The organism is Mucilaginibacter oryzae, assembly GCF_003148845.1.
In the GTDB taxonomy this organism is placed as follows: Bacteria; Bacteroidota; Bacteroidia; order Sphingobacteriales; family Sphingobacteriaceae; genus Mucilaginibacter; species Mucilaginibacter oryzae.
In genome coordinates this window covers 899,729-925,339 of record NZ_QGHA01000002.1, presented here as the reverse complement: position 1 = coordinate 925,339, position 25,611 = coordinate 899,729, and the positions used below count along the sequence as shown (strand labels likewise).

17 protein-coding genes are annotated in these 25,611 nt (G+C 45.2%); 9 read left to right on the top strand and 8 right to left on the bottom strand.

The window, feature by feature from the left end; translation table 11 throughout:
- Positions 1-28 precede the first annotated feature (28 nt).
- Positions 29-1,111: a phosphotransferase enzyme family protein gene (locus LX99_RS09165; protein ID WP_109607568.1), complete on the bottom strand. Its 1,083-nt coding sequence runs from the start codon at positions 1,109-1,111 to the stop codon at positions 29-31.
- Positions 1,112-1,195: 84 nt separating this feature from the next.
- Positions 1,196-2,221 carry a LacI family DNA-binding transcriptional regulator gene (locus LX99_RS09160; RefSeq protein WP_109607567.1) on the bottom strand — a complete coding sequence of 342 codons (1,026 nt, stop codon included), beginning with the start codon at positions 2,219-2,221 and terminating at the stop codon, positions 1,196-1,198.
- A gap of 339 nt (positions 2,222-2,560) precedes the next feature.
- On the opposite strand from LX99_RS09160, the gene LX99_RS09155 reads away from it, so the two are divergent.
- The 9 genes from LX99_RS09155 to LX99_RS09115 all read left to right on the top strand — a co-directional run bounded on the left by LX99_RS09155 (position 2,561) and on the right by LX99_RS09115 (position 19,921).
- Positions 2,561-3,871 carry a DUF3472 domain-containing protein gene (locus tag LX99_RS09155; protein WP_109607566.1) on the top strand — a complete coding sequence of 437 codons (1,311 nt, stop codon included), beginning with the start codon at positions 2,561-2,563 and terminating at the stop codon, positions 3,869-3,871.
- 24 nt (positions 3,872-3,895) lie between these two features.
- A complete protein-coding gene (locus LX99_RS09150; protein WP_022829764.1) occupies positions 3,896-5,245 on the top strand; it encodes a Gfo/Idh/MocA family protein in 1,350 nt (449 codons plus the stop codon).
- A gap of 495 nt (positions 5,246-5,740) precedes the next feature.
- On the top strand, positions 5,741-8,851 hold the full coding sequence (locus tag LX99_RS09145; protein ID WP_109607565.1) for a SusC/RagA family TonB-linked outer membrane protein: 3,111 nt from the start codon (positions 5,741-5,743) through the stop codon (positions 8,849-8,851).
- 39 nt (positions 8,852-8,890) lie between these two features.
- A complete protein-coding gene (locus LX99_RS09140; RefSeq protein ID WP_109607564.1) occupies positions 8,891-10,411 on the top strand; it encodes a RagB/SusD family nutrient uptake outer membrane protein in 1,521 nt (506 codons plus the stop codon).
- Positions 10,412-10,494: 83 nt separating this feature from the next.
- Complete coding sequence (locus LX99_RS09135; RefSeq protein WP_109607563.1) at positions 10,495-11,895, top strand: aryl-sulfate sulfotransferase; 1,401 nt, start codon at positions 10,495-10,497, stop codon at positions 11,893-11,895.
- A complete protein-coding gene (locus tag LX99_RS09130; protein ID WP_211318979.1) occupies positions 11,896-12,918 on the top strand; it encodes a c-type cytochrome in 1,023 nt (340 codons plus the stop codon).
- Positions 12,919-12,983: 65 nt separating this feature from the next.
- A complete protein-coding gene (locus tag LX99_RS09125) occupies positions 12,984-15,971 on the top strand; it encodes a glycoside hydrolase domain-containing protein (RefSeq protein WP_109607562.1) in 2,988 nt (995 codons plus the stop codon).
- A gap of 7 nt (positions 15,972-15,978) precedes the next feature.
- The gene (locus LX99_RS09120; protein WP_109607561.1) at positions 15,979-19,086 is read left to right on the top strand and encodes a DUF5107 domain-containing protein; all 3,108 of its coding nucleotides are present in this window, start codon (positions 15,979-15,981) and stop codon (positions 19,084-19,086) included.
- Between the two features lie 139 nt (positions 19,087-19,225).
- Complete coding sequence (locus LX99_RS09115) at positions 19,226-19,921, top strand: adenylate/guanylate cyclase domain-containing protein (RefSeq protein WP_109607560.1); 696 nt, start codon at positions 19,226-19,228, stop codon at positions 19,919-19,921.
- A 22-nt stretch (positions 19,922-19,943) separates the two neighbouring features.
- On the opposite strand, the gene LX99_RS09110 is transcribed toward LX99_RS09115, so the two are convergent.
- The 6 genes from LX99_RS09110 to LX99_RS09085 all read right to left on the bottom strand — a co-directional run bounded on the left by LX99_RS09110 (position 19,944) and on the right by LX99_RS09085 (position 25,522).
- A complete protein-coding gene (locus LX99_RS09110) occupies positions 19,944-20,834 on the bottom strand; it encodes an SMI1/KNR4 family protein (RefSeq protein WP_109607559.1) in 891 nt (296 codons plus the stop codon).
- Positions 20,835-20,915: 81 nt separating this feature from the next.
- The gene (locus LX99_RS09105; RefSeq protein ID WP_109607558.1) at positions 20,916-21,317 is read right to left on the bottom strand and encodes a DUF1634 domain-containing protein; all 402 of its coding nucleotides are present in this window, start codon (positions 21,315-21,317) and stop codon (positions 20,916-20,918) included.
- 9 nt (positions 21,318-21,326) lie between these two features.
- On the bottom strand, positions 21,327-22,160 hold the full coding sequence (locus tag LX99_RS09100) for a sulfite exporter TauE/SafE family protein (RefSeq protein ID WP_022832102.1): 834 nt from the start codon (positions 22,158-22,160) through the stop codon (positions 21,327-21,329).
- Between the two features lie 5 nt (positions 22,161-22,165).
- The gene (locus LX99_RS09095; RefSeq protein ID WP_109607557.1) at positions 22,166-22,813 is read right to left on the bottom strand and encodes a FadR/GntR family transcriptional regulator; all 648 of its coding nucleotides are present in this window, start codon (positions 22,811-22,813) and stop codon (positions 22,166-22,168) included.
- A gap of 244 nt (positions 22,814-23,057) precedes the next feature.
- Positions 23,058-24,098, bottom strand: a complete 1,041-nt coding sequence (locus tag LX99_RS09090) for a DUF6807 domain-containing protein (protein WP_109607556.1) — start codon at positions 24,096-24,098, stop codon at positions 23,058-23,060.
- A 68-nt stretch (positions 24,099-24,166) separates the two neighbouring features.
- Positions 24,167-25,522 carry a Gfo/Idh/MocA family protein gene (locus LX99_RS09085; RefSeq protein ID WP_109607555.1) on the bottom strand — a complete coding sequence of 452 codons (1,356 nt, stop codon included), beginning with the start codon at positions 25,520-25,522 and terminating at the stop codon, positions 24,167-24,169.
- Positions 25,523-25,611: the final 89 nt, after the last annotated feature.

The following is a 25,611-nucleotide window of genomic DNA, read 5'->3' as shown; positions in this document are numbered from 1 at the left end:
TTATTTGGCAATAAGCCGAAACAATGTTTTAAACGCCGGTGGTATTCAGCAATTCTTTATTTACACTTGCAATAAGCGCTTCAAATTCTGGAATAGCTTTTTGATATTCGCTTAGCAACCTGAACTGGTTTTTTGCCCGCATCAGGTTATGCCCTTTGTATTGTGCGCCATAATAAATATCGTTATTTAAAAAATCAGTTAAAAAGCGCAGCCCCTGCATGTAGATCATCATCTCGCCCGAAAAAATAAACAATTGCTTTTCGGTTTCAGTGAGTATATTGCCCATTTCGGCCATGTAGCCGCCGTATATCGCCTTGAAAAAGTTATGCCTGATAACAATTTCATCCAGTTTTTTTTCCTCTTCATTTGCTGCGGATAGATACGTGCGCATCATATCGCCTACGTCGCTCAGGTAATAGCCCGGCATAACGGTATCCAGGTCAACCAGGCACAGGGCATTGTGGTTGTCATCAAACAGCACGTTATTTATTTTTGTATCGTGATGAATTACCCGAAGCGGGATTTCGCTGTTTTTTACTATCTGGCTGTAAGTATGGGCAATATTGGCGTTACCGTATGCTTCCCGTATCTCGGTAGCAGCTTCTTCCAGTTTATCGGTGTCGGTATGGGTAGCAGCCTGTTTAAACTGATCAAAGCGCAGCTTCAGGTTATGAAAATCTGGTAAGGTATAGCTAAGCTGATCAATGTCGAAATTATTGAGCAAACGGGTAAAACGACCGAATTGAAGTGCCGCGTTATAAGCTTCTTTCTCTGCCTTTAAAAAATTAACGGTGTGCGATCCTTCAATAAAAGGAAATAAACGATAATAGTCGCCGTTGGTATACCGGATAATTGATTTGCCATCCTTGCCTTTAATGGGTGCTACAAACAGGTAATCGGGGTTGTTTTCGGCAAGGTAACCCTTAATGAGGGCAAGGTTTTGGTCTATCGCGTCGGGGTTTTTAAATACCGCGTTGTTAATCTGCTGTAAAATATATGATTGGTTAACACCGCTTACTTTATAAGTATGGTTAATAAGGCCTGAACCAAACGGCTGCGCCTTGTAATCAGAAGCGTTTAATCCAAAATTAATAAGGATATCTTTAAACATAATACGGGCATTAACTCGCTCCAAACATAGCCATTTGGTTAATGATAGCCATGCGCAAACGTTTGACTGTTTTTTTATTCAGGTTTATTTTTTGTTCTCTACCAGTTGCGATTCGATGATCACCTTATAAAACGCGCTTGGTTCATTACCGGTGGCGCCCTGGTGGTGCAGCAAATCCATTAAAATATCGGTGGCTTTTTGCCCCTGTAAATAGGGGAACTGCTCAACCGAAGCCGCCGGGATATTCTCCATATAGTTAATGATCGGCAGGTTGGCATAGCTCACAAACTCCAGTTCTTTGTTTATGTTGATATGGAGCTTTTGCGCGTATTTGATGGCAAAAAGCGCCACATAATCGTTAAATGTTACAATTGCGGTTGGTTTACGTTTGTTGTTAAGCAGTTCATCAAGCGCTTTTTGGGTGCCTTGCTCTGTAAGATCGCAGGATACGATAAGCGACGGATCATATTTAAGCCGGTTTTTGGTCATGGCCTTGATATAACCCTCTTTACGCTCGCCGGTAGCTACCATAGTTTGCGGCCCGTTGATCATGCCGATGGTGCGGTGCCCCTTTTTCAATAAATAACTCACAGCTTCGATAGTGCCTATCTCCATATTGCAGGCCACATAATGGATATTGGGGATAGAAGGGATCCTGTCGAAATAAACAACCGGGATATTATATTTTTTAAGATTTTCGAAATGCTGGTACGATGAGGTGTTTTTGCCAACCGAAACCAGCAGCCCATCAACCCGGTGGTTTTTCATCTTTTCAACCAGTTGCTTTTCTTTTACCTCATCATCGTGCGATTGTGCCAATAATACCGTATAATTTTTCTTGTACGCGGTATCCTCGATGGCGCTGATGGCCGAGGAGAAAAAGGCTTCCGAAAGTTCGGGCAGGATAACGCCAATGGTGTGGGTTTTTCCTTTTTGCAGGAATATGGCGGTTTGATTGGGTTCGTAACTGAGTTCGGTAGCCAGCTTTTTTACTTTGGCCCTGGTGGTAATACCAATACTCGGATGATCATGCAATGCCCTCGAAACTGTTGAAACAGAAATACCTAAAATTTGCGCTATCTCTTTAATTGTAGTTGGTTTGCCCTGCATGTATGCCCTTTTTTGCCCGTTTTATTTTTAAAGTTAAATGATTATATCGAGATAAGCTACTGCAAACGTTTGCGTGGCACTTTTGCTTAACGGAAGAATTGACTGTAATGTGCCGCCCGATTATCTCAGTTGAATATTGGGCAAATCGCTGCCGTATTGTTTTGATAAATAACCGCTTATCATCATACTGTTTGTATAGCAGTCCATGAGCAATTATGGCAATATTTAAGATAAAAACAGCCATATTTCAAACGTTTGCGTTAAAATTACGCGTGGTATTCTTTTCCAAAACAAGTAATGCAACTACATTTATAAAAACAAGTCGCTGATAAGCCGATCATGAAGAAAATCATTTCAATTTGTGTAACCCTATTTTTCGCTTTTACTTACTGCCATAACGTAATGGCCCAGGAACCCCGTATCGATGCATCAAAACTGCGGCATAGTATTCCGCTTGGAGGCAATGCATGGGTTAACAGGCCTGACTCGATTACCGATGAGGGCCTTTACAACTGGAGTAACCCCAAATCAACTGCCAACGTGTATGTTAGGTTGAGTGAGGCGCAGGATGTAAAACTCGCTTTAAGGGTAAGGGTGCAAGAGGGTGTAAGCACCATAAAGCTATCCGCGGCGAAAAAGGAGTTTATAAAAAAGCTGAGCAATAAAGCGTTTGATACGGTTGAATTCGGCACTATCCATGTAAGCCAGGCCGGTCATTTGAAGGTAAGCTTAACAGGGATCAGCAAAACAGGAAAGACTTTTGCCGATGTATCTGATCTGATCGTTACCTTGCAGCACCCTGATCAGGATATCGCTTATGTTCCCCAGGGCAGTTCATTCCATTTTGGCAGGAGGGGGCCATCGGTACACTTACGCTACCCTGTTGCCGAAGACAAACACGCTAAGGTAAAGTGGTTTTACAACGAGATTATCGTACCTAAAGGGCAGGATGTTATAGGGTCGTATTTTATGGCCGATGGCTTTGGCGAAGGTTATTTTGGCATGCAGGTAAATTCAGCTACCGAGCGGCGGGTACTGTTTTCGGTATGGAGCCCTTTCAACACCGAAGACCCGAAAAGCATTCCTGATAGTATGCGGATAAAGCTGGTTAAAAGCGGTGACGGAGTTCATATAGGCGAATTTGGCAACGAGGGTTCGGGCGGCCAAAGTTATATGCGCTTTACGTGGAAAGCCGGACAAGCCTATGCCTTTCTGTTAAGCGCCGAGCCTGATTTTGCAAAGAAAACAACCACTTATACCGCGTACTTTAAAGATGTTGAAGCAGGTAAATGGTATTTAATAGCAAGTTTTACACGGCCGCAAAAAGCAACTTATTTAACTAACCTGTATTCGTTTGTAGAAAATTTTGAGCCGGAGAACGGCGATAAAATCCGCAGAGCGTTATTCACTAATCAGTGGATAGGCGATAGCAACGGAATTTGGCAGGAGCTAACCCACGCCATTTATACGGGCGATGCAACAGCCAATGCCAACTACCGTAAAGATTATGCGGGTGGAACAGAGGGCAACAAATTTTACCTGCAAAACGGCGGTTTTTTTGATAATTATACCCGGCTTAAATCGCCATTCGACCGGAAAGCAACAGGCCAGAAGCCGGTAATCGATTTTAAAAATCTACCCAATAAATAAGCCCCAAAACATAGAAATATAAATATGGAAAGAAGACAGTTTCTTAAAACCGGCGCCCTTGCGGCGGCAGGTTTCAGTATTTTACCAACAGGGAGCCTTTTCGCTTCGGCCCCGGCAAAGGTAAGGTTAGGTTACATTGGTGTAGGTGCCCGCGGCATGAGCCACATTGCCGAGGGCTTGCTGCGCGATGATGTGGAAATCATAGCTATTTGTGATACCCAGGAAAGCTCCCTGAAAATTTGCCGTGAATATATCGCCAAAAAAGGGCATGCACCGGTAAAAGAATACACCGGCGGTTTAGACGCTTACAAGAAACTGCTCGATCATAAAGATATCGACGCCGTGATCATTGCTACCCCATGGCAGTTTCACCACCCGCAGGCTATCGATGCCATGAAAGCGGGTAAATACGTAGGCTGCGAAGTAATTGCCGGCTTAACGGTAGAAGATCACTGGGATATTGTCAATACTTCCGAAAAAACAGGTATACCTTACATGACCCTCGAAAACGTTTGCTACCGCCGCGATGTAATGGCCGCCCTGAACATGGTACGCCAGAATTTATTCGGAGAAATCATTCATCTTGAAGGCGGTTATCAGCATAACCTGCGGCAGGTATTGTTTAACAATGGTAAGCAATATTATGGCGGCGGCGTGGAGTTTGGTCCAAAAGCGCTAAGCGAAGCACAATGGCGTACACAATTCAATATTGATGTAGATGGCGATATTTACCCCACCCATGGCGCAGGCCCCTGCATGCATTATGCCAATATCAATGCAGGTAACCGTTTTACCAACCTGGTATCATTCAGCAGCAAGGCCCGCGGTTTGGCAGCCTATGTTGAAGAGCAATCACCAGGGCATCCCAATGCCAGGATCAAGTATAAAAACGGCGATGTGACCACCACCATGATCAACTGCGCTAATGGCGAAACCGTATTGCTCAGCCATGATACCCATCTGCCGCGTCCGTACTCATTAGGTTTCCGTGTTCAGGGCACCAAGGGCTTGTGGATGGATGTAAACAAAAGTGTTTACATCGACCATCAATCCAAAGAGGATGATGTATGGGACCCGGCCAAAGACTGGTTTGATAAATACGACCACCCGCTATGGAAAAAATACGAGAAGTTTGCCGAAGGCGCGGGGCATGGCGGTATGGACTGGTTTGTATTCAACGCCTTTATCGAATCGGTTAAGCAAAAACGCCAAACGCCTATTGATGTTTATGATTCGGTTACCATGAGCGTAATTACACCGCTATCAACCCAATCGCTTAAAAAAGGCAATGCCAGCGTGGAGTTTCCCGATTTTACCAGGGGTAAATGGAGGGAGAGGAAGAATACTTTTGCGCTGGACGACAGCGGATTTTAATTATTAAGTTCTGATAGTTTAAATACCAGGCCCGGCGCAAGCCGGGCTTTTTTATTGTAATAGGCTACCGCGGGTTTAGCGGCAGCGTAACGATCTCTGGTCGAAGTTTAGCGCACCTTCGGCCGGTATCGGCTTACACCACGGGTTACGCTATCCTAAAACCGCGGCCGTTGGGGAGGGGGAATCGCCTCGTAATCAATTTCTTCAAGCTACTCATCAAAACGCGCCGATTCTCTCAAATTGATAATCAAAAGCTTAGGGTAATCCATCATAATTACCTCAAAAAACTCCTTATTTACCCGATTCTTTCCCCGCAAACCGCTTCTGGTCAAACGTTTGCGTAAAGCTAAAATCTTCCAAAACAAACGTTTGCGCTGTGTTTGAGGGCCTGATTTTTTGCTTTCGCATCCCGGTATCTCTAATTTCCAATATTCAAAAACAGAACTAAATCACAACAAAAAACTAACAATTAATTAATACTAACACCCACCACGTATGATTAAAATCTACTCAACCCCAAAACAGGGTTCAGGTAAACCGATTAATTTAAGAGGGCAGTTGAACGGCCTTTTTAAATTAATTTGCTGTACCCTCTTTTTTTTATTGCCGGTACTGGCCAGTGCGCAAACAGTGATCAGCGGCAGTGTAAAGGATAAAGACGGACCGATAATAGGCGCCACCGTTACTCAAAAAGGTTTAAAAAACACCACCTCAACAGATGTTAACGGTAAATTTAAGTTAACGCTTAAAGGTAACGCCACAGCGCTCCTTGTTTCGTACATTGGCTATAAAACCCAGGAAGTAGCCATCGGCAACTCAACTGAGCTAACCATCACCCTGCAGGAAGACCTCAACAAACTGAATGAGGTAGTGGTGGTGGGTTACGGTACAGTTAAAAAAGGAGATATCACCGGTTCGGTAAGTTCTATAAAAAGCGATAACCTTACGTTGGGCGGTACCACAACCAACATCGGCCAGGCTATCCAGGGTAAAGCCGCCGGTGTGCAGGTGCAGCAATCAAGTTTTGCGCCGGGGGCGGGCATTAATATTACCGTTAGGGGTGGTAACTCTATCAATACATCTACTCAGCCGCTATATGTAATAGATGGTTTTATCAGCGAAGTTGGTAACCAGGTTAACCCTAATGATATTGAAGATATCCAGGTTTTAAAGGATGCCGCCGCTACCGCGATTTACGGTTCAAGGGGAGGAAATGGCGTTGTTTTGATCACCACAAAAAAGGGAAAAAATGGTAAGGTTACCTTAGATGCCGACATATCCGGCGGTACGCAATATCTCACTTACAAGCCCGATTTGCTAACCGGTCAGCAATATACTGATATACAGAACGCTACTGCCATTGAAGATGGGAAACCACAACCGTATCCTTCAAGCTTTCAGGTGGCCAATACAAACTGGTTGAAGCTGGCTACCCGTAACGCAACGGTGCAAAATCAAAGCATCAGTTTAAGCGCCGGCGATCAAAGCTCAAAAATTTATGTTGCCGGTAATCATATCAGGCAGTTTGGTGTGTTGCAGCACACCGGCTTTGAAAGGTACACCGCACGAATTGGCGCTGAAAAAACGGCGAGCGAAAACCTGAAGATCAGTGCTAACTTTTATGGTGCCAGTTCCACATCAACGTTACAATCTTATTCGGGCGATATTACTGCGCCTCTGTTTAGTTTACTTACCGCGCCACCAAATGTTGCACCCTATAATGCCGATGGTACTTATAACTATTATGTTACCCAGGGCACTAAAACCAATGCTTTGGCGGGCCTTTTGGAGCCAACTAACAATAGTGGTAATAAGTTATTCAACGCTAATATTGGTTTGGATTATAAAATCATCAACGGCTTAACTTACCACCTTAACGCGGGCAGCGAATATAATCAAACCACTACCGGCCAATACCTGCCAACAACTACTATTGCGGGCGCGAAACAGGGTGGGGTAGCCGCCGAGCAGATCTACTCGAATTTCAGATGGATAGTGGAGAATTATCTAACCTACAAGTTCAATATCAAAAAAGATCATGATTTTACAGTGTTGTTAGGTACTTCTAACCAAAAAGACGTTTCAGAATCATTGCTCTCCGGCTCTAAAGGCTTTTCTACCGATGCTTTTTTATATTACAATCTTGGCGCGGGATCGTTAACTAATGGCTACGGGAGCAGCAAAGGCGAGGCTTTCCTTACCTCTTATTTTACCAGGTTAAACTACGCTTACAAGGATAAGATACTGGCATCGTTCTCTTTCCGTGATGACCGTTCATCTCAGTTCGGCCCCAACAAACGTTCGGGCTTCTTCCCTGCAGGTGCTATAGCTTACAAGCTTACCGATGAGGACTTTGTGAAAAATCTCAACACCTTCTCCAGCTTAAAGGCACGCGTTAGCTACGGTATCACCGGTAACGACCGGATCCCATCGAGTCTGTATCTGGCTACCTTTGGTCCTTACGGTGTTGTGCTTAATGAAAGCGGTAATTTGCAAACAGGCATCGAACCTAAAAATCTTTCTAACCCTAACCTCAAATGGGAAAGCACCAGGCAACTTGACATTGGTTTGGATATGGGTTTTGCCAATGGTCGTATTAATGCCACTGTTGATTATTATAGTAAAAAGACTACCGATTTACTGATCCAGGTGCCGATTGGAGCACAGTGGGGCTCTACAAGCGGCACGCAATATATTAACGGCGGCGCAATTCAAAACCGGGGTATCGAACTTTCGCTAAATACCAGTAATTTACGGAGTAAAGATCTGTCGTGGAATACTACAATTACCTTCGCTTATAACAAACAGAAAGCTTTGGACCTTGGCCCAGGTGTAAAGATCATCAGCACTAATACCGCAAACCCAAGCGGAACTGTTTCCGGACAGGAGTTTACGAGGGTAGTTCCGGGTATTGAATTGGGTGAGCTTTACGGGTATGTTTACGAGGGCGTAATCAAAACCGGCGAAAAATACGCGCCACAGCCAAATTCAAAACCAGGTGATCCAAAATATAAAGACGTTAACGGTGACGGCGTGATTACTCCGGCCGACCGTACTTATCTCGGCAATTCGAATCCGCATTACATGGCCGGTTTTGGTAACGATTTTCATTACAAAGGCATTGATCTGGGGATCTTTTTCCAGGGCGCGTTTGATTATTACCTGTACAACATGAACGCCATGGTATTGGAATCAACCACAGGCGTTGCTGCGCTGAACAGGTTTGTTGCCGGTAAAAACGAAAATACCTCTATCCCCCGCGAAGGTTATTACTTAAGCACTTACGGCAGCTACGTAAACTCACGCTTTGTTGAAAATGCCTCTTATGTGCGCCTGAAATCGTTAACACTGGCTTATAATTTCCCGTCGGCGTGGTTCCAAAACATGAGGATATTACAGGGGGTGAAAGTTTATGCTGAGGCACAAAACCTATGGACTATCACCGGATACAAAGGTACCGATCCCGAAGCGAACGTGCATGCCGATGATACCGGGCTACATCCTGGTCAGGTAGCCTTACGATCGGCGCTTGGCGGCGGCCTGGATTTCAATTCCTTCCCGGCATTTAAAACCGTGACCTTCGGTATCAAGGCATCAATTCATTAATGAATAATCCGTTAAGGGATCATAAAATTTAAATCGAAAATGAAAAAATATAATATCTTCCTATTGGCCGCGGCGGTACTTACACAGTTTTCATGTAATAAAACCAGTCTCGAGCCTAAAATATACAGCAGCTTAACCAGCCAGAACGCTTTCCTCACCAAATCCGACGCTATCGCGGCTGTTAACTCTGTTTATGCCCGCCTGAAGGGCCCGGCTGTTGGCGATAACTTTGATTACTGGACGGTGAGGCACTTCGCCCTTACCGATTTAACTACCGACGTTGGTCACTGCAGTTATGCGGGCGACCCCGGTCAGCTATCGCAGGTGCAATGGAATTCGGCAAACGGTTTGATTGCCGAAGACTACAGGCAGATCTACAAACTAATAGCCAACGCCAATAACGCTATCTACAACATCGGGGGCATGAGTAGTATTTCGGCTGCCGAAAAAAGCCAGTTTTTGGCCGAGATGAAATTTTTGCGCGCAATTGCCTATTCTGATTTAACAGATGCCTGGGGCCCGGTAATTCTGAATACCGAAAAAGACGTAGCCAACCCCGATTATAAAGCGCAAACCAAACCGAGCCCGGTGGCCGATGTGGATGCCCTAATGATCACCGACCTGGAAAATGCCATCAGCGTTTTGCCAATCGATTACACTAAAAGCAGCATTTATTCAACCAATGATGTTGGTCGTGCAACAAAAGGCGCTGCCATGTTTTTACTGGCTAAGATATACCTGCGCGAACATAACTGGCAAAAAGCTGCAGATTTAACCAAACAGGTGATGGATCTGGGTATTTACCAGCTATACCCAAGCTATGCCGGTTTGTTTAAAGAATCGAATACCTGGTGTTCTGAAAACATCTTCTCAGTATTAAGCGATGCCAACGTGAATGGTACCGAACTGCTGAACCACTTCGGGCCGTTAAGTCACCCGGTATTAACCGACAGGTGGCAATATTACGCTGTAACATGGGATTTTTATAACAGCTATGGTGATGAAGACGACCGCAAAAAAATGTTCTTTACCGAATATCAGGGCGTTGACGGTTTAACGCATAAACAGGCCCCATCATTAGGCGCAACCGCTCCGGACGGTGTTTTGTACATGCCCGATGTTGCCACCATGAAATACGCCGACCCGAACGGCGCCAATACCTACTATGATGGCCATAGCGTGGATGTTTTACGCTACGCGGACGTATTACTGAGCCGCGCCGAGGCCCTAAACGAATTAGGCGGTCCTACTGCCGAAGCCGTAGGTTTGGTAAACCAGGTAAAAGCCCGTTCACATGCCAAGCTTTTGGTAGCCGCGAACCTTACACAGGCAACCTTCCGCGACGCGCTGTTGCAGGAACGTGGCTGGGAACTTTACTATGAGGGAAAACGTAGGGCCGATTTGAAACGTTTTGGTAAATACGACGTGATTGTGAACGCATACTTAAAACGTATAGGCTCTACTAACACGGTACAATTACCGCGCGACGAGTATTTTCCATATCCGCTTAACCAGGTTAATATCAACCCTAACCTGAATAATGCGGGCAGGCAGCAATAAGCTTAAATGATGACAGGATAAAGAATATACGGCTCACAAAGCCGTGTATTCTTTATCATTTAACCGCGATACCAAATTAAGTAATGAAGCATTGGTTTAAAATTTTTGCAGCAGGATTGCTGGTAAGCGTTATCAGCGCCTGCTCGGAAGGTAGCCTTGTCAAGGAAATTCACCTTGGGCTTTACAATCATAACGAGTTGAAGATAAGGCTGGACGTTACTACAGCAAAGCCTGTTGAGCTATATGCTGAATATTGGATTGATGGTAAACAGCCCGAAAAATACCGGTCGTTAAATACCGGTAAGGCCTCACCGTATAAGTTGTTGCTCACTAATATTTTACCCGATACTACTTACTCGTATCACATTGTAACGGTTGATAATGGAGATACTACGGTAGGTAAAACCTACAATTTTAAATCGCACCGCTTGCCGCTGTTTTTGCAGGAGCAGTTTAACGCGAAAGTAGCCGCGAACACCACATTACCGGGCGAGTTTAAGGACGGACTGATGCTGATCAATAAACGTTACGCGCCCGGTGTGGCTTATTTGGTTGACTATAAAGGGCAGATCAGGTGGTACCATACCATAGATGACCTGGGCTTTAAGGTGATCAATTTTACTAAAGATAAAACCCTGCTATCCATTTTAGGCCGCAATGACGAGCCAACCAGCTACGGCAGCGAGATATTGGAAATCAATTTATTGGGAGATACTTTGCTGCACCTTAAAAAAGGCCTGGGTGATTTTAAGCAAACCATTCACCACGAAATTTTGAAGAATGATAAAGGGCAACTGGTAGTTATTTATGTAGATAAGCGGGTGACAGACCTTTCGTTAGTTGGCGGGGCTAAACAGGATACCGTAAACGGCGATGGCATCATGGTGATGGATAAAACCGGTAAGCAGCTTTACAAATGGAGTGTGTTTGATGTAATGGATCCGCTTAAAGACCCCAAAATCCTCAAAACAAAAAAAGACTGGATGCATGCCAACAGCCTGAGTTACGACCGGGACGGCAATTACCTGATGTCGTTTTATAACAACGGTCAAATCTGGAAGATCGATGTCAAAACAGGCCAGGTAATCTACAAATTCGGCAAAGGCGGGACGATTGCAATGCCTGCCGGTTGCAATTTTACACAAGCTCACGCCGCACACATCAACGCGCAAGGCAGTCTTATGTTTTTTGATAACGGGGTAGAGAAACATCAATCGGGGGTTTACGCGATGAAGATAGATGAGAAGGATAAAACAGCATCCATAGCGATGCATATCCAATTACCCAAAGAAATTTTTAACGGCCGTATGGGGAGCGCGTATCAAATTAATGATACTACTACGCTTGTATGCTGCTCAAAAAGGCACATTGTGGTTCTTGCCGATAACAAGGGCCGCCTGCACTGGACAATGGAAACATCTGTACCAACCTACCGCGCCGGTTTCATAAAATATGAACAGCTCAGTCCTTATTTAAAACCATAAATGATGATGAACAGGAAATTTAAATATTTAACCATTTTGCTGCTGTTGTTTGTTTTTGCTAACGCGATGCAACTAATATCGTGTAGCGGAAGCAAAGCGGAAGACGCTAATAATGCCGATTCCACGGCATCCGAAAGGCTGGTTTCGGTGGATACCACCAAAATACCGCGTGGCAAATACGGCGCCGCTGTTCGTTATGGTCGTGAACTGATGTTGCATACGGCTTATTATATCGGGCCAGAAGGCATAAACGGCCATTACACCGGCAATAAAATGAACTGTACCAATTGCCATCGTGATGCGGGTACAAGGCCTTACGCTTTTAACCTGATTAGGTCGTTTCGCGATTATCCGCAATACCGGGCCAGGGAGGGGAGGATCCTTTCATTGGCCGAGCGGATCAATAACTGTGTAATGCGGCCAAATTTAGGAAGACCGCTGCCGCTGGATAGCAGAGAGATGGTATCGATTATGGCTTATCTGAAATTTTTAAGCGATTCTTCGGGCGTTACCAAATCAACCAAAGGCATTAAAAACCTGGAGGTGGAGTTGCCTGACGTTGCCGCGTCATCAGACAGGGGAGAAGTGCTGTACGCCCAAAACTGCGAGCGCTGCCATGCCAAAAACGGCGAAGGCAAAATGCGTTTTGATAACGTAACTTACGAGTACCCGCCCGTATGGGGCTTACTGGCTTACCGTCCCGGCTCGAGCATGCACCGGGTGGTTAAACTGGCACAATGGTTAAAAGCTAATATGCCATATGATAAAACAGAGGTGGGCAAACCTTATCTTAGCGATGCCGATGCGCTTGATATTGCCGCTTATGTTAACGATGATAAAAAACACAAACGGCCTTTACCATCAACCACTAAAGAGGTTGATTATCCCAACTACGAAGAAAAGGCGATAGATTATGATAAAGGGCCATTTAAAGATCCTTTTTCAGAACAACAGCATAAGTACGGGCCTTATAAGCCTATTATTGATTATTGGGAAGGAAAAGGAATTACGCCGACGATATAGAAGCCTAAAAACGGATGAAAAAAATCCGAAGGAGATTATAAAAAAGTACTGACTAAATTTATTCCATGAAAAAACAATTTTTGGCTGCAGCCATCCTCTTAACCGGTTTTACGGCATCAGCACAAAATATTCGCTATACCAATTGTGAAAATTGCTGGCTTGCCGATTCCTTAGGCAACCACCGCGTGGTTTTAACTTTTAACGGTACAGGCAGGGTAGCTAAAGCATTGATTAACTGGCGAAGAAGGGATGAGAACCCCGAAAACAAGCGGATCATTATTGAAGATGCCAAAACCAAACAGAAAATAACCAACGTAAAAATCGGTTCCATAAACCGGGAAAGCGGGGAGTTATATTTCGAGCCGACATCGGGTAAGGGCGAATATTTTGTATACTACATGCCTTACAAAAATGAAGGCCGCTCTAATTACCCCAAAGGCGTTTACCTAAAACCGGAAAATACCGCCTCGGGGGATTGGCTGAACATCCTGACCAGTGATGAGCAGATTCCGTTAGCAACAGTAAGGGAATACCAGTCGATAGATGCTTTTAACAGCTTTTACCCCATGGAGGTGATTGCGACCAAAGCCGAAATTGGAGCATTGATCAGTAAGCATAAAGCCGAACCATTCCTGGTTTTCCCGGAGGACAGGATGAACGCTATCCGTATGACGAGGGATTTGCCGCAACGGTGGATAGAGGCCGGTCCGCAGGCAAAATATACCGGGGAAGCGGCCAGGGGCGAGAACTTCGCTTTTCAGTTGGGCGTTTATGCTTTACGAGATGTGGAGAACGTACAGGTAAAATTCAGCGATATGAAAGCGGCTAATGGAAAATCCATCCCCGCAGCTAACCTGTTTTGTATTAATACAGGCGGTACAGCTTATGATGGCAGACCGCTTTCCAAAACCGTGAATGTAAAACAGGGGGAGGTACAGGCCATGTGGTGTGGTATTAACGTTCCTATGTCGGCAGTTGCAGCTACTTATAGCGGAAACGCAACCATCAGCGTTAATGGTAAGGTCGGAAAAACCATTGCGATAACTATCTGTGTAAACAATAAAGTATTGAAAGACGGCGGCGTAAGCGAACCTTACAAAATGACACGTTTAGGCTGGCTAAATTCAACCATGGCGCAGCAAAATACGGTTATTGCGCCTTATACGCCTTTACAGGTGAGCGGCAATACTATCAGTTTATTGGGCCGAAAAGTTGAAGTAAACCAGGACGGTTTCCCTAAACAGGTACAAACATTTTTTACCCCGGAAATGACGGAGTATACCACCGCGCCAAACAACCTGTTAACCGAGGCCATACACTTTCATTTTGTAAATCCCGCCGGCAATAAAGCAAACCTGAAAAGCCGTGGTGTGGTATTCACAAAAAAAGAGGGCGGCACGGTTCAATGGACGGCAATAAGTGCCAACGACAGCCTGGAGATGAATGTTAGCGCCTCGTTGGAGTTTGACGGTTTTATGGCCTATACCGTTAAAGTAAAAGCGTTGAAGGATGTGAGCCTGAAAGATATCACCATGCATATTCCCTTTAAAAAGGAATTTGCAAAATATATGATGGGGCTGGGTCAAAAGGGCGGCTATCGCCCCGAAAACTTTGAATGGAAATGGGATGTAGCGCATAAAAACCAGGACGGGGCCTGGATAGGTAACGTAAACGGAGGCCTGCAGTATTCCTTACGTGACGAAAAATACGTGCGTCCGCTGAATACCAATTTCTACCTGCAAAAACCGTTATTACTGCCAACATCATGGGGTAATGATAACAAAGGCGGTATTAAAGTAGCCTTCGATGGTAACGCGGTGTTGGCTAACAATTACAGCGGCGAACGCGATTTGAAAAAAGGCGATGAGTTGTACTATAATTTTACGTTGCTGATCACGCCGTTTCATACTATCAATACCGATTTTCAGTGGGCTACAAGGTTCTATCATGCCTATAAGCCTATCGATACCATTAAACAGGCCGGTGCTACGTTAATCAATATCCATCACGCCACTGCCATTAACCCAACCATTAATTATCCTTTCATTGCCTGGCAAAAAATGAAGGCTTATGATGATTCGGCACACGCGGCAGGGTTGAGGGTGAAAATTTATAATACCATCCGCGAATTGTCAAATCATGCTTACGAAACCTTTGCCCTGCGCAGTTTGGGCCACGAAATTTACTCGCCGGGTAAAGGGGGAGGCTTCAGCTGGCTGCAGGAACATGTGGGCAACGATTACATAGCCGCCTGGTTTGTACCGGAAATAAAAGACGCGGCCATTATTAATAGCGGTATGAACCGCTGGCATAATTATTATGTTGAGGGGATGAACTGGTTAACCCAAAACGTAGGTATCGATGGTATTTACCTGGATGATGTGGCCTTTGACCGTGTTACCATGAAGCGGATTAAAAGGGTATTGACCAAAGACGGTCACCCCGGTATTATCGATCTGCATTCGGCCAATCAGTACAACAAAAGCGATGGCTTTAACAACAGCGCCAACCTGTATATGGAGCATTTTCCATACTTGAACAGGCTTTGGTTCGGCGAGTATTTTGATTATGAAAAAAATGATCCCGATTTTTTCCTGACCGAAGTTAGCGGCATCCCGTTTGGCTTAATGGGCGAGATGCTGCAGGGGGGCGGTAATAAATGGCGCGGCATGGTTTACGGCATGACCAACAGGATGCCATGGAGCGACGGCGCCGACCCGCGCCCGATCTGGAAAGCCTGGGACGATTTCGGTATGAAAGGCACCAAAATGATTGGTTATTGGGTTGATGATAATCCTGTAAAAACGGATAAAGAGAAAGTGATAGCCACGGTTTACAAAAAAGCCGGAGCCGTTATGGTTGCGGTAGCAAGCTGGGAAAATAGCAATACTGATTTCAAGTTAAACATTAACTGGAAACAGTTAGGCATCGATCCGGCGAAAGCTACCATTACCGCACCCGAGATCAAAAGTTTTCAGGCTGCTAAAACTTTTGGCCTGAACGACAGGATCCCCGTTGAAAAGGGAAAAGGCTGGTTGTTGATCATCAAATAGATAACCCATGCGTAAAAAATGGTTTATAGCCCTGTGCCTTTACATTAGCGGGTTAAGTGCCCTGGCCCAACAACAGGCAAGCGTGCACGAGTACCAGAAAGCGATGACCACTTATCCATTTTCGGACCCGAACGCTATACCGGCGTTTACCAATATTTATCCGTATTTCCGTTACGACGGATTTACGGATAAACCCATCCAAAAACAATGGAAAGTGGTAGAACTGGAAAACCAATATATCCGCTTAACCATTTTGCCGCAAATAGGCGGGAAAATCTGGTCGGCTGTCGAAAAATCTACAGGCAAACCAATTGTTTATGAAAACCACGTTGTAAAATTCAGGGATATTGCGATGCGCGGCCCCTGGACAAGCGGCGGTGTCGAACCTAATTACGGAATTATTGGCCATACCCCCAACTCGGTTACCCCGGTAGATTACCTTACCCGCAAAAACACCGATGGCAGCGTGAGCTGTTTCATCAGCGTTTTAGATTTGCTTACCTCAACCACCTGGACGATGGAAGTAAACCTTCCGGCGGATAAAGCTTTTTTTACAACCAGGTCGTTTTGGCATAACTCAACACCGCTGGAGCAACCTTATTATCATTGGATGAACACCGGTATTAAAACCGGCGGCAAACTGCAATACATTTTTCCGGGTACCCGCTATATCGGTCACCAGGGCGAATACAGCGACTGGCCTATAAACAAACAAAACGGCAAAGACCTTTCGTTTTATGATAACAATAATTTTGGCGGTTATAAATCGTACCATGTATTCGGTAAATACACCGATTTTTTCGGCGCTTACTGGCATAACGACAATTTTGGTATGGTCCGTTACAGCAATCACGCGGATAAAGCCGGTAAAAAGATCTGGATCTGGGGATTATCAGACCAGGGCATGATCTGGGAGAAGCTGCTTACGGATAATGACGGGCAATACTCTGAAATCCAATCCGGCAGGTTATTTAACCAAACCGCCGCCAAAAGCACTTTTACCCCTTTTAAGCACAAAGGTTTCGCGCCGGGCGCAACTGATACGTGGACGGAATATTGGTACCCTGTGCTCAATACCCGCGGCTTTGTAGAGGCCAATAACTACGGAGCCCTTAATGTTAAGGCCGAACAAGGCTGGCTAAAATTATACTTTAACCCTGTACAGCATATTGATGATTTACTGGAAGTTAAACAGGGAGATAAAGTGATCTACACCAAAAAAATAACACTATCCCCGCTTCAGCTTTTTGCTGATTCGGTAAAGGGCGTAAATGGCGATGTGCTGGTAACCTTGGGCGCAAACAAGCTCGTTTATAACTCCAAACCCGATGCGGATAGTTTAAGCCGTCCGCTTGATCTGCCTGAAAATTTTGACTGGAACAGCGCCTATGGTTTATACACGCAGGCAAAGGAACTGATGGACCAGAAAATGTATCGCGAAGCGGAGGAAAAGCTGCAGGCATCTTTGAAAAAGGATCCATATTTTCTGCCTGCCGTTGTACAATCGGCAGCGTTAATGTACCGCGATATGCGCTATGCCGAAGCGCTAAGTTTTGTTAAAACAGCATTAAGCGTGAATACCAATGATGGTGGTGCAAACTATTACTACGGCATCGTCAACGCGCAGGCAGGAAATACGGTTGACGCCAAAGACGGCTTTGATATGGCAGCTTTATCTTTTGAGTATCGCAATGCCGCTTACTCGGAGTTAAGCAGCCTTTATCTTAAAGAAAAGAATTTTCCTAAGGCCCTTGAGTTCGCTACAAAGGCTTTGGATTTTAACCGCTTTGATATTTCATCTTTACAGGTTAAGGCTATGGCGTATCGTTACTTAAATGACAACCGGAACGCCGACCGGGTTTTAGATACCATACTGGCTTATCAGCCGCTAAGCCATTTTGCCCGGTTTGAGCGATATCTTCACCAGCCGGGCGATGATAATAAAACCGCGTTTATATCCATGATCCGCAATGAACAGCCGGTTGAAAGTTATCTTGAACTGTCAGATTTCTATTACAAGAATGGATGTTTTAACGAGAGTGAAAAAGTTTTATTGCTTGCGCCCGTCAACTCGCTGGTAAGCTATAAACTCGCCTACCTTCAAAACAAAACGGGTAAACGCTATACAGAAGAGTTTAATAAAGCTAATGCCTCATGTGTTGCATTTGTATTCCCGTTTCGTAACAGCGATGAAGAGGTATTACAATGGGCTATGCGGCAAAGCAGCAGCTGGAAACCAAGATATTTGCTGGCTTTGCTTTATAAAGACAGGAACCGTATTGCCGAAGCCAGGCAACTGTTTGCCGCCTGTGCAAATGTACCCGATTTTGCTCCTTTTTACGCTGCACGCGCCGCTTTGCGATCGGGGGCTGACCAGCTGACCGACTTAAACCGGGCCTATACGATAGATAAGGACTGGCGTTACAATAAACTACTTGGCGAATATTATATAGACCATCAACAATATGCAATGGCTTTGAATACCGTAGAGCCATTTTACAAATCGCATCCGGCTAATTACATTATTGGGATGTTATATGCCAAAACATTGTTACTGAATAAGCGCTATCATGATTGCGGAAAGCTTTTGGCGCGAATCCATATTTTGCCATTTGAGGGCGCTACCATAGGGAGGGAATTGTACCGGGAAACCGAACTGATGCAAGCCGTTGCAAAAATTAAATCCAAAAACTACAACGCCGCCTTAAATTATATTGCTGAGGGAAGTAAATGGCCCGAAAACCTTGGTGTTGGCAAACCCTATCCCGAAAATGTTGACGACCGGCTGGAGAATTGGATGAGCTACCTGTGTTATGTTCAACAGGGAAAAAGCGATGTAGCCACAGGGTATTTACAAAAAATAATGGCATTTAATCCGCATATCGACAACACGGTAAGCAACTTCCTTTCGGCTAATCACCTCGTAACTGCCTGGGCTACCGAAAAGTTGGCAGGCAAAGAGGCTGCCATTAGATGGCTGGATGCTGAGTTGCAAAAATACCCGGACGATAAACTGATCAAATGGAGTAAAGATGTTTACCTGAGCGGCAAATTCAGTGATGTTGATGTAAATGACGCCGGGGTAAGGATCCTGAAAAGTTTATCGTATAGATAGCGCATAAGGGGTTAGCTGCCGCTTGTCATGTTAAACTCTGAATTAGGTCATCCGTTTATCACAAGCAATGGATTTAAATTTTATTTAAAATGTTTTCGTGAGCTTCGCGTCTGTATTGGTATAACGTAAATACACGCTCATGAAAAACTTCGACGTAGCATTAAACGGAGCATGCTCCATCAACATAAACACCTCTGCCGACGAGGAAAAAGAGTTGGCCATTTTATTTCTGGATATCCGCAATTTCACCGGCCTGATGGAAGCGCAACCGGGCCAGGTAGTGATTAACGTAGTGCGCCGTCTGTTTACCGCTTTTAACCAAATAATCAAAAACTTTCAGGGTAAAGTGGTGGAGATTGCAGGCGATAACTTATACGCCGTGTTTGGTTTACAAACAGGCATCCGCGAAGCGGCTAATAATGCCTACCAGGCAACTAAAGCTATATTTCAAACCGTTGGTATGTTTAATGAAGCTTATGCCGAACCATTTTATGGGGGGCCGCTGGAAATAGGGATAGGCTTGCACACCGGTAAAGTGTTTGTGGGAGAATTTGGCTTGGATGGTACGAGTAACTTAACTGTAATGGGTTTACCTGTAAACATTGCCGCAAGGTTGCAGGCAAAAACCAAAGACCTGAATAACGATCTGTTAATCTCCGAAGAGGCTTATAGCTTATTGGAAAGCGATAGAGATAGTTTCCCTGCGCAGACAATTAACCTGCAGGGAGTATCCTATGGTCAGCAGATACGGTTGGCGGGTAAACCTTATAATAATGGTAAGTATTTAAACGGCGGTGGTCAGGATTTTGATTATTTGCTGGCTATTTCGGGTTAAGAATAAGGTCGCTTACTACTTGTTAGAATGAATTGAATATTTTTGGATCATCTTCTCCACCTTTCGCCGCATTTGTTTTTACGATGGGGTGTATCGTGTCTCCATCGTCGCGGGGTGATTTTTGACCAAAACTTGCCAATCCCGAAGTCCAATACATGATCATTTCCTTCCAGTAAGGTATATCCTTTTTGGCGGCATCAAGGTATGCCCGTTCTTTGATTTCTTTCAGTTCATTGATGTCTTCCGGATAATAAATGCCGTATTCGTCAAAGTAAACAAACGTGGAAAGATTCAGATGAACGGATAACTCATTTAATAAGTATAAACGCATGTCCCAGCCATATACAATAATATCCGACCCCCATACTGATAACACAGGCCTGTCAGCAAGGTAACTTTCGCTTACCAAGAACCGGTGCGATGTTAAGGGGAGCAACCTGGGAACTTTATTAAACCATGCGGAAAATATTGCCTCACGTGCCTCGTCTGTTTCCGGCCGCTTTCCCCATGATTGCAGCCATACGTTATTTACTTCTTGAATATCCTGCAAAATAGTTTCATAAGGCCATTCAAGCTTCTCTTTAATTTGTTCGTCGTCGGTTAACCAGTTGTAAAAAAAAGGGCGCTTATTAATCGTCTGTTTTCCATCGATGTTGTATTCGATTTCTTCTTTCCTGTCGATGGCGTGTAGGATTTTTAAAAATTCGCGGTGTTCGGGCATAAATCTGATGCCATATTTTTCTTCTGTGGCATTGATATCTTCTTCTTTCATCCCAATCCACCGGGCACCCTGCATCCATTTTTCGCAGCCAAAATCTTCGGCAGATGTATCAGGGTTTCTACTCCAGAATAATTCGGTTCGTTCTCTTACCCAATACAAAAAATCGGTGTAGTTCTCAGGTATGCGTAACATGGGTATATTTATTGCCGAACATGTGGTAAAGCTATGCAAGTTTTTGGATTCTGCGGCCACATTTAACCTAAAGTGATTACTTTACACCTTCAATCCGCCTATGGTGCTGAACAGCATTACGCAAAGCACAATGGTGGTGATGGCTACATAAAGCCAGTCTTTTTCTAACCCGAAGCCGAACAATGATAACGCTATCCGTAAAACAGGCGTTGCAATCAGCACCATTACCCCGAATTGAATAATTCCTTTGGGGTTGAGCTGCCAGGTGTTTGAAATAATACCACCGAAGGTAGTGTAATCCATATTCTCGCCATTAAAATGATGATAGGACGGCATTGGTGCCGAGCCATGCCTCATAAGAAACACGATCCCGCCGATCAGTACAATGCAACTCGCGGTTATTACACCTGCACGCAGCAAACGGCCAACAAGCAATTCAATATCGCGGTCGGCCAGGGAGTTGGTTTTATTCTTGATGTCCATTTTGTTTAATTAAAATTTGTGTTGAAATCCATTATAGATCATTTCGGCGGCTACAAATACGATGGCCGCGCAAAAAATATAGCGCAGCACTTTCGGGTCGAGCCGTTTAAGCAGCTTGGCCCCGGTAAAAGCACCGCCTAAAACACCTAAAACTACCGGAAATGCAATAGCCGGATCCATGTAGCCACGCTGCAGGTAAACTACCGCGCTGGCAGCGGCGGTAACGCCAATCATAAAATTGCTTGTGGTAGTGCTTACTTTAAACGGGATATGCATGGCCGAATCCATGGCCAGTACCTTGAGCGCCCCCGAACCTATCCCGAGCAACCCCGAAAGTATGCCGGCCAGTGTCATGATAGAAAAACCTGCGCCTACGTTTTTAAGCTTATAGCTAACAGGCCCGGCAGGGGTAGGGTAGCTCCCGTCGAGCTTTAAAAACGCCGAGGTTTTGCTTCCCTCGGTAAGTGCCACCTGGTTCTTTTTTCTCAACGTCATGGCTGCCGAAAAAAGCAGGATGGCGCCAAAAAGTATAGCGATGGTGTTGGTTGGGGTATATACGGCCAGTAAGGCGCCTATTACCGCGCCAACCGTAGTGGCAATTTCCAGGAACATGCCCAGGCGGATATTGGTGATGCCCTCTTTTACATAGGCGCTTGCCGCGCCCGATGAATTGGCTATTGAAGCAAGGAGCGCCGCGCCAATTGCATAGCGGATATCTACCTGGAATACCAGCGTTAACAAGGGGATTACAATGACGCCCCCGCCGAGGCCGGTTAATGAACCCAGCAGGCCGGCAAGATAAGATCCGGCCAATAGTATGAGGGTGAAAGTTAAAATGGTCATGATTTTTAATAATTATTTTTTAATATTTCGGTAGTGATCTGCCTTGCGGCTTCGGCATTGCCTTTTGCTATGGCCTGGTAAAGCGCCTCGTGCAGGTGATGGCTCATCGCAAAATGACTAATGCCCTGTTTTTCGCGTTTTTCAAAAAAATCGCGGATGATGATGGTGAAGCTATGGTACAGGTCGGCCAGTACGCTGTTTGCGGAAGCCTTTGCAACGGCCGAATGAAATGCCAGGTCGGCATCTATACAAGCCACACGCTGTTCGGCCATGATCGCATCTTTACGTTGCTGCAATTTTTCTTTTATCTCCCGCAGGTTATTTGCTGAGCGGTTTTTCGAGGCCAGTGTAGCGATCTCCAGCTCAAGCATCTGCCGCACCGCGTTGATCTCATCAAAAGCGGCCCTTTTTAACCGTTGGTCAATATTTTCTGATTCAGTTATCGGGTTTACAAATGTTCCAGATCCCTGTTGTACGCGTAGTATTCCGGCATCGGCAAGCGATTTAATGGCCTCGCGTATGGTTGAGCGGCCAACCCCATACAGTTCCATCAACTCAAATTCCGAAGGCATTTTACTTCCTTCGGCCCATTTGCCGGCAACTATATCATTCTTTATGAGCCGGATTATCTTGTTGCTAAGTTTTTCTGCCATTATCTTTTCATTAACGTTGCAAATATATGATGTTTATTTAAACATCTGATGTTTTAAATTATTTTTTATTTCAGAATGAATATTTGTTCGAAGGGGGGCTGTTGATCCTGAGTTTATAAATCGAATGGATATATATGGATGGTGCTTAATGAGCGGGGAGATTTATCACTACTGTATTATAACATAAAAAAGGCCCTCTTTTAGGTTAGGATAGGCCTTTTTTACGTTGTTCTTTATCGGCGTTTTATTTTGCAAAGGCAGCTGCCTGCTCATTTAACCTTAACACGGTGCTGGTTCGTGTACCGTTATGTATTATTATGCGGTACCTGAAGGTAACCGATTCCCCTTTTCTTAATTTCAGGTTTTTTTCCGATTTACCGTTAGTGAAAATCTTTTCGCCAAGAGGGTTGGCTGCAAACAGGCCGTAACCACGAGCATGCCAAAACGTAGGATAGTTTGGGTTTTGCGGATGATCGATAATTGCAACACTTACCGAGTCTGTACCTATTTTACCGTAAACTTTACACCATACGCCGCGGGTACTCCAGGCATTGTTACCGGTTTTGCCCTCGCTGGTAAGGTAGGTTCCGCTGGCGGTTTTATCTGTGCCCCCCTTTACTATGGTTACATTACCTTTGTCATCGGTAAATTTCTGATCGGCGGTATCGGGTATCTGCAGTTCATGCGCCAGGCGCAAACCGAGCATACCATCCTTGGCATCCTTAAAAAATGCCGCTGTATCGGCTGTTAATGTGGTAATCCTGTCAATGGTCCTGTAATGGGCTGTGCCGCTAAATTCAAAGCGGGTGTTTTCCTGCAGTATACTATGCTTTTGTTGATCTGTCCAGTTGGCATGATAAGCGAGGATCCCTTTTTTGCCGCTTTGTATTTTCGTGATCCTATCAGTACGGATCCAGCCATAACTGCCTTTTTTATTGACAGGTATAGCGTAAGAGTTATTCCAGAAATCGAGCCCGTTCAGGTTCTCAAAATTAAACCAAAGCCCGATGTGGTGCGGATGGTCGGTTGGGTCGCCCGGCCGGGTGGCCAGCGGGAAGCCACGGGTAATCAAGGTGCCATTTGCCGACCGGATAGGGTAGAGCACCGGTTTTTCCAGGCTATCTGTGTAAAGAAAACCGGTAAAAGGTTTCCCGCCTATCCAAACCTCAATTTTGTTTTTTGTAGTTTGGGTGATTGTTACTTGTTCGGCTTTTTGGGCCTGAACCGGCAACGCAAGAACGACATTGGCGATGATGCCAAAAATACACTTTCTTGATATTTTCATGTTTGGCAGATGGTTATAGCAAAACCTTTACGGGCGATTGTATAATAACCAGTAAAGGAAAAGCCAGGTTAATATTTAAACACTTTACCATTGGCCATTACTTCCTGCGTGGCTTCGTTAAAGGTGGCCTTATAACCTGTATGTACTGCCGCATTGGTCATGATGTTGGCTATCGAGTGGCTATAGCCCGCCTCCACTGGCGCGTTGGGTTGCTTACGGCTGCGCACACATTCCATCCAGTTACGCACGTGGTTGGAGGTGAGTACATCGCCACCGGTATTTGCCGATGCCACTACCTTTTCGGTATTGGCCAGGCTTAGTTCGGGCAGCAGGTTGGCATTCATGTGCATGGCATCAGCCATTTTTTGGGTGAGGCCGCCTTCGGGCGATACCTTGTTGGTGTTGAGGTTAAGTTCGCCGCCGTTTGAATAATAGATTTCGGCGGGGCGCTCATCGCCGTTGTGCATGCGCGAGCCAAAAGTAACCTGGAAGCCTGTTGTAAGATCATCAAGCGGACCATAATCAAAGGCGGCCAAAATGGTATCCCAGTTGCGGCGCCCATCTTTCCACATATAAATACCTCCGTTGGCAACCACGCTCCGCGGATGTTTCAGGCCCGTAAACCAGTGTACCGTATCAATCTGGTGGCTCATCCACTGGCCCGGCAACCCTGACGAATAGGGCCAAAACAGTCTGTATTCGAGATAAATCCGCGGATCGAAATCTTCATACGGTCGGTTCATGATAAAGCGTTTCCAATCGGTATTCTGTTCTTTTAGCTGGCTTAACAATTCCGGCCTTCGCCAGCGCCCGGGTTGGTTTACATTCCAGGTAAGTTCAACCATGGTTATCGGGCCAAATTTACCCGAACGGATAAACTCGTTGGCCGCATGGTAATTGGCGCCGCTGCGGCGCTGCGAGCCGATCTGCACGATTTTGCCCGATTCTTTAACCGCCTTTAGGGCGGCACGGTTATCTTCCATGGTTTCGGCAAAGGGCTTTTCTACATAAGCGTCGCAACCGGCTTTTACCGCTTCGATGGTATGGCGGGCATGCTGAAAATCGGCCGTGCTGATAAATACGGCATCAACCGTTTTGCTGTCATAAAGTTCCTCATTGTTCCGGTAAGCCTTTACATCGTGCTGCATTTTATCTTTCCACAGCGCGGCGCCCTCTTCACGGCGTTTGTTCCAGATGTCGGATACGCCTACTACATCAAAATTTAGCTCTTTATAGTGGTTCATAAAGCTTGGCACGTGCGAGCCTTTGTGCCTGTCTGAAAAGCCTATTACGCCAACCCTTACCCTGTCGTTAGCGCCGATAATACGCTTATAGCTTTGGGCGCTCCAGCCTTTTGAACTTACAATAACGCCGGCACCGGCCAAAGCGGCCTGCCTGATAAAAGTACGACGCGATTTTTCCATAATGTAGATTTTGAGTTGCAGATTTTGATACAGCAATAACGCATACCAAAGCCATACGCTATTGAGTTGTTAAAGGTAAATTGGTTTAA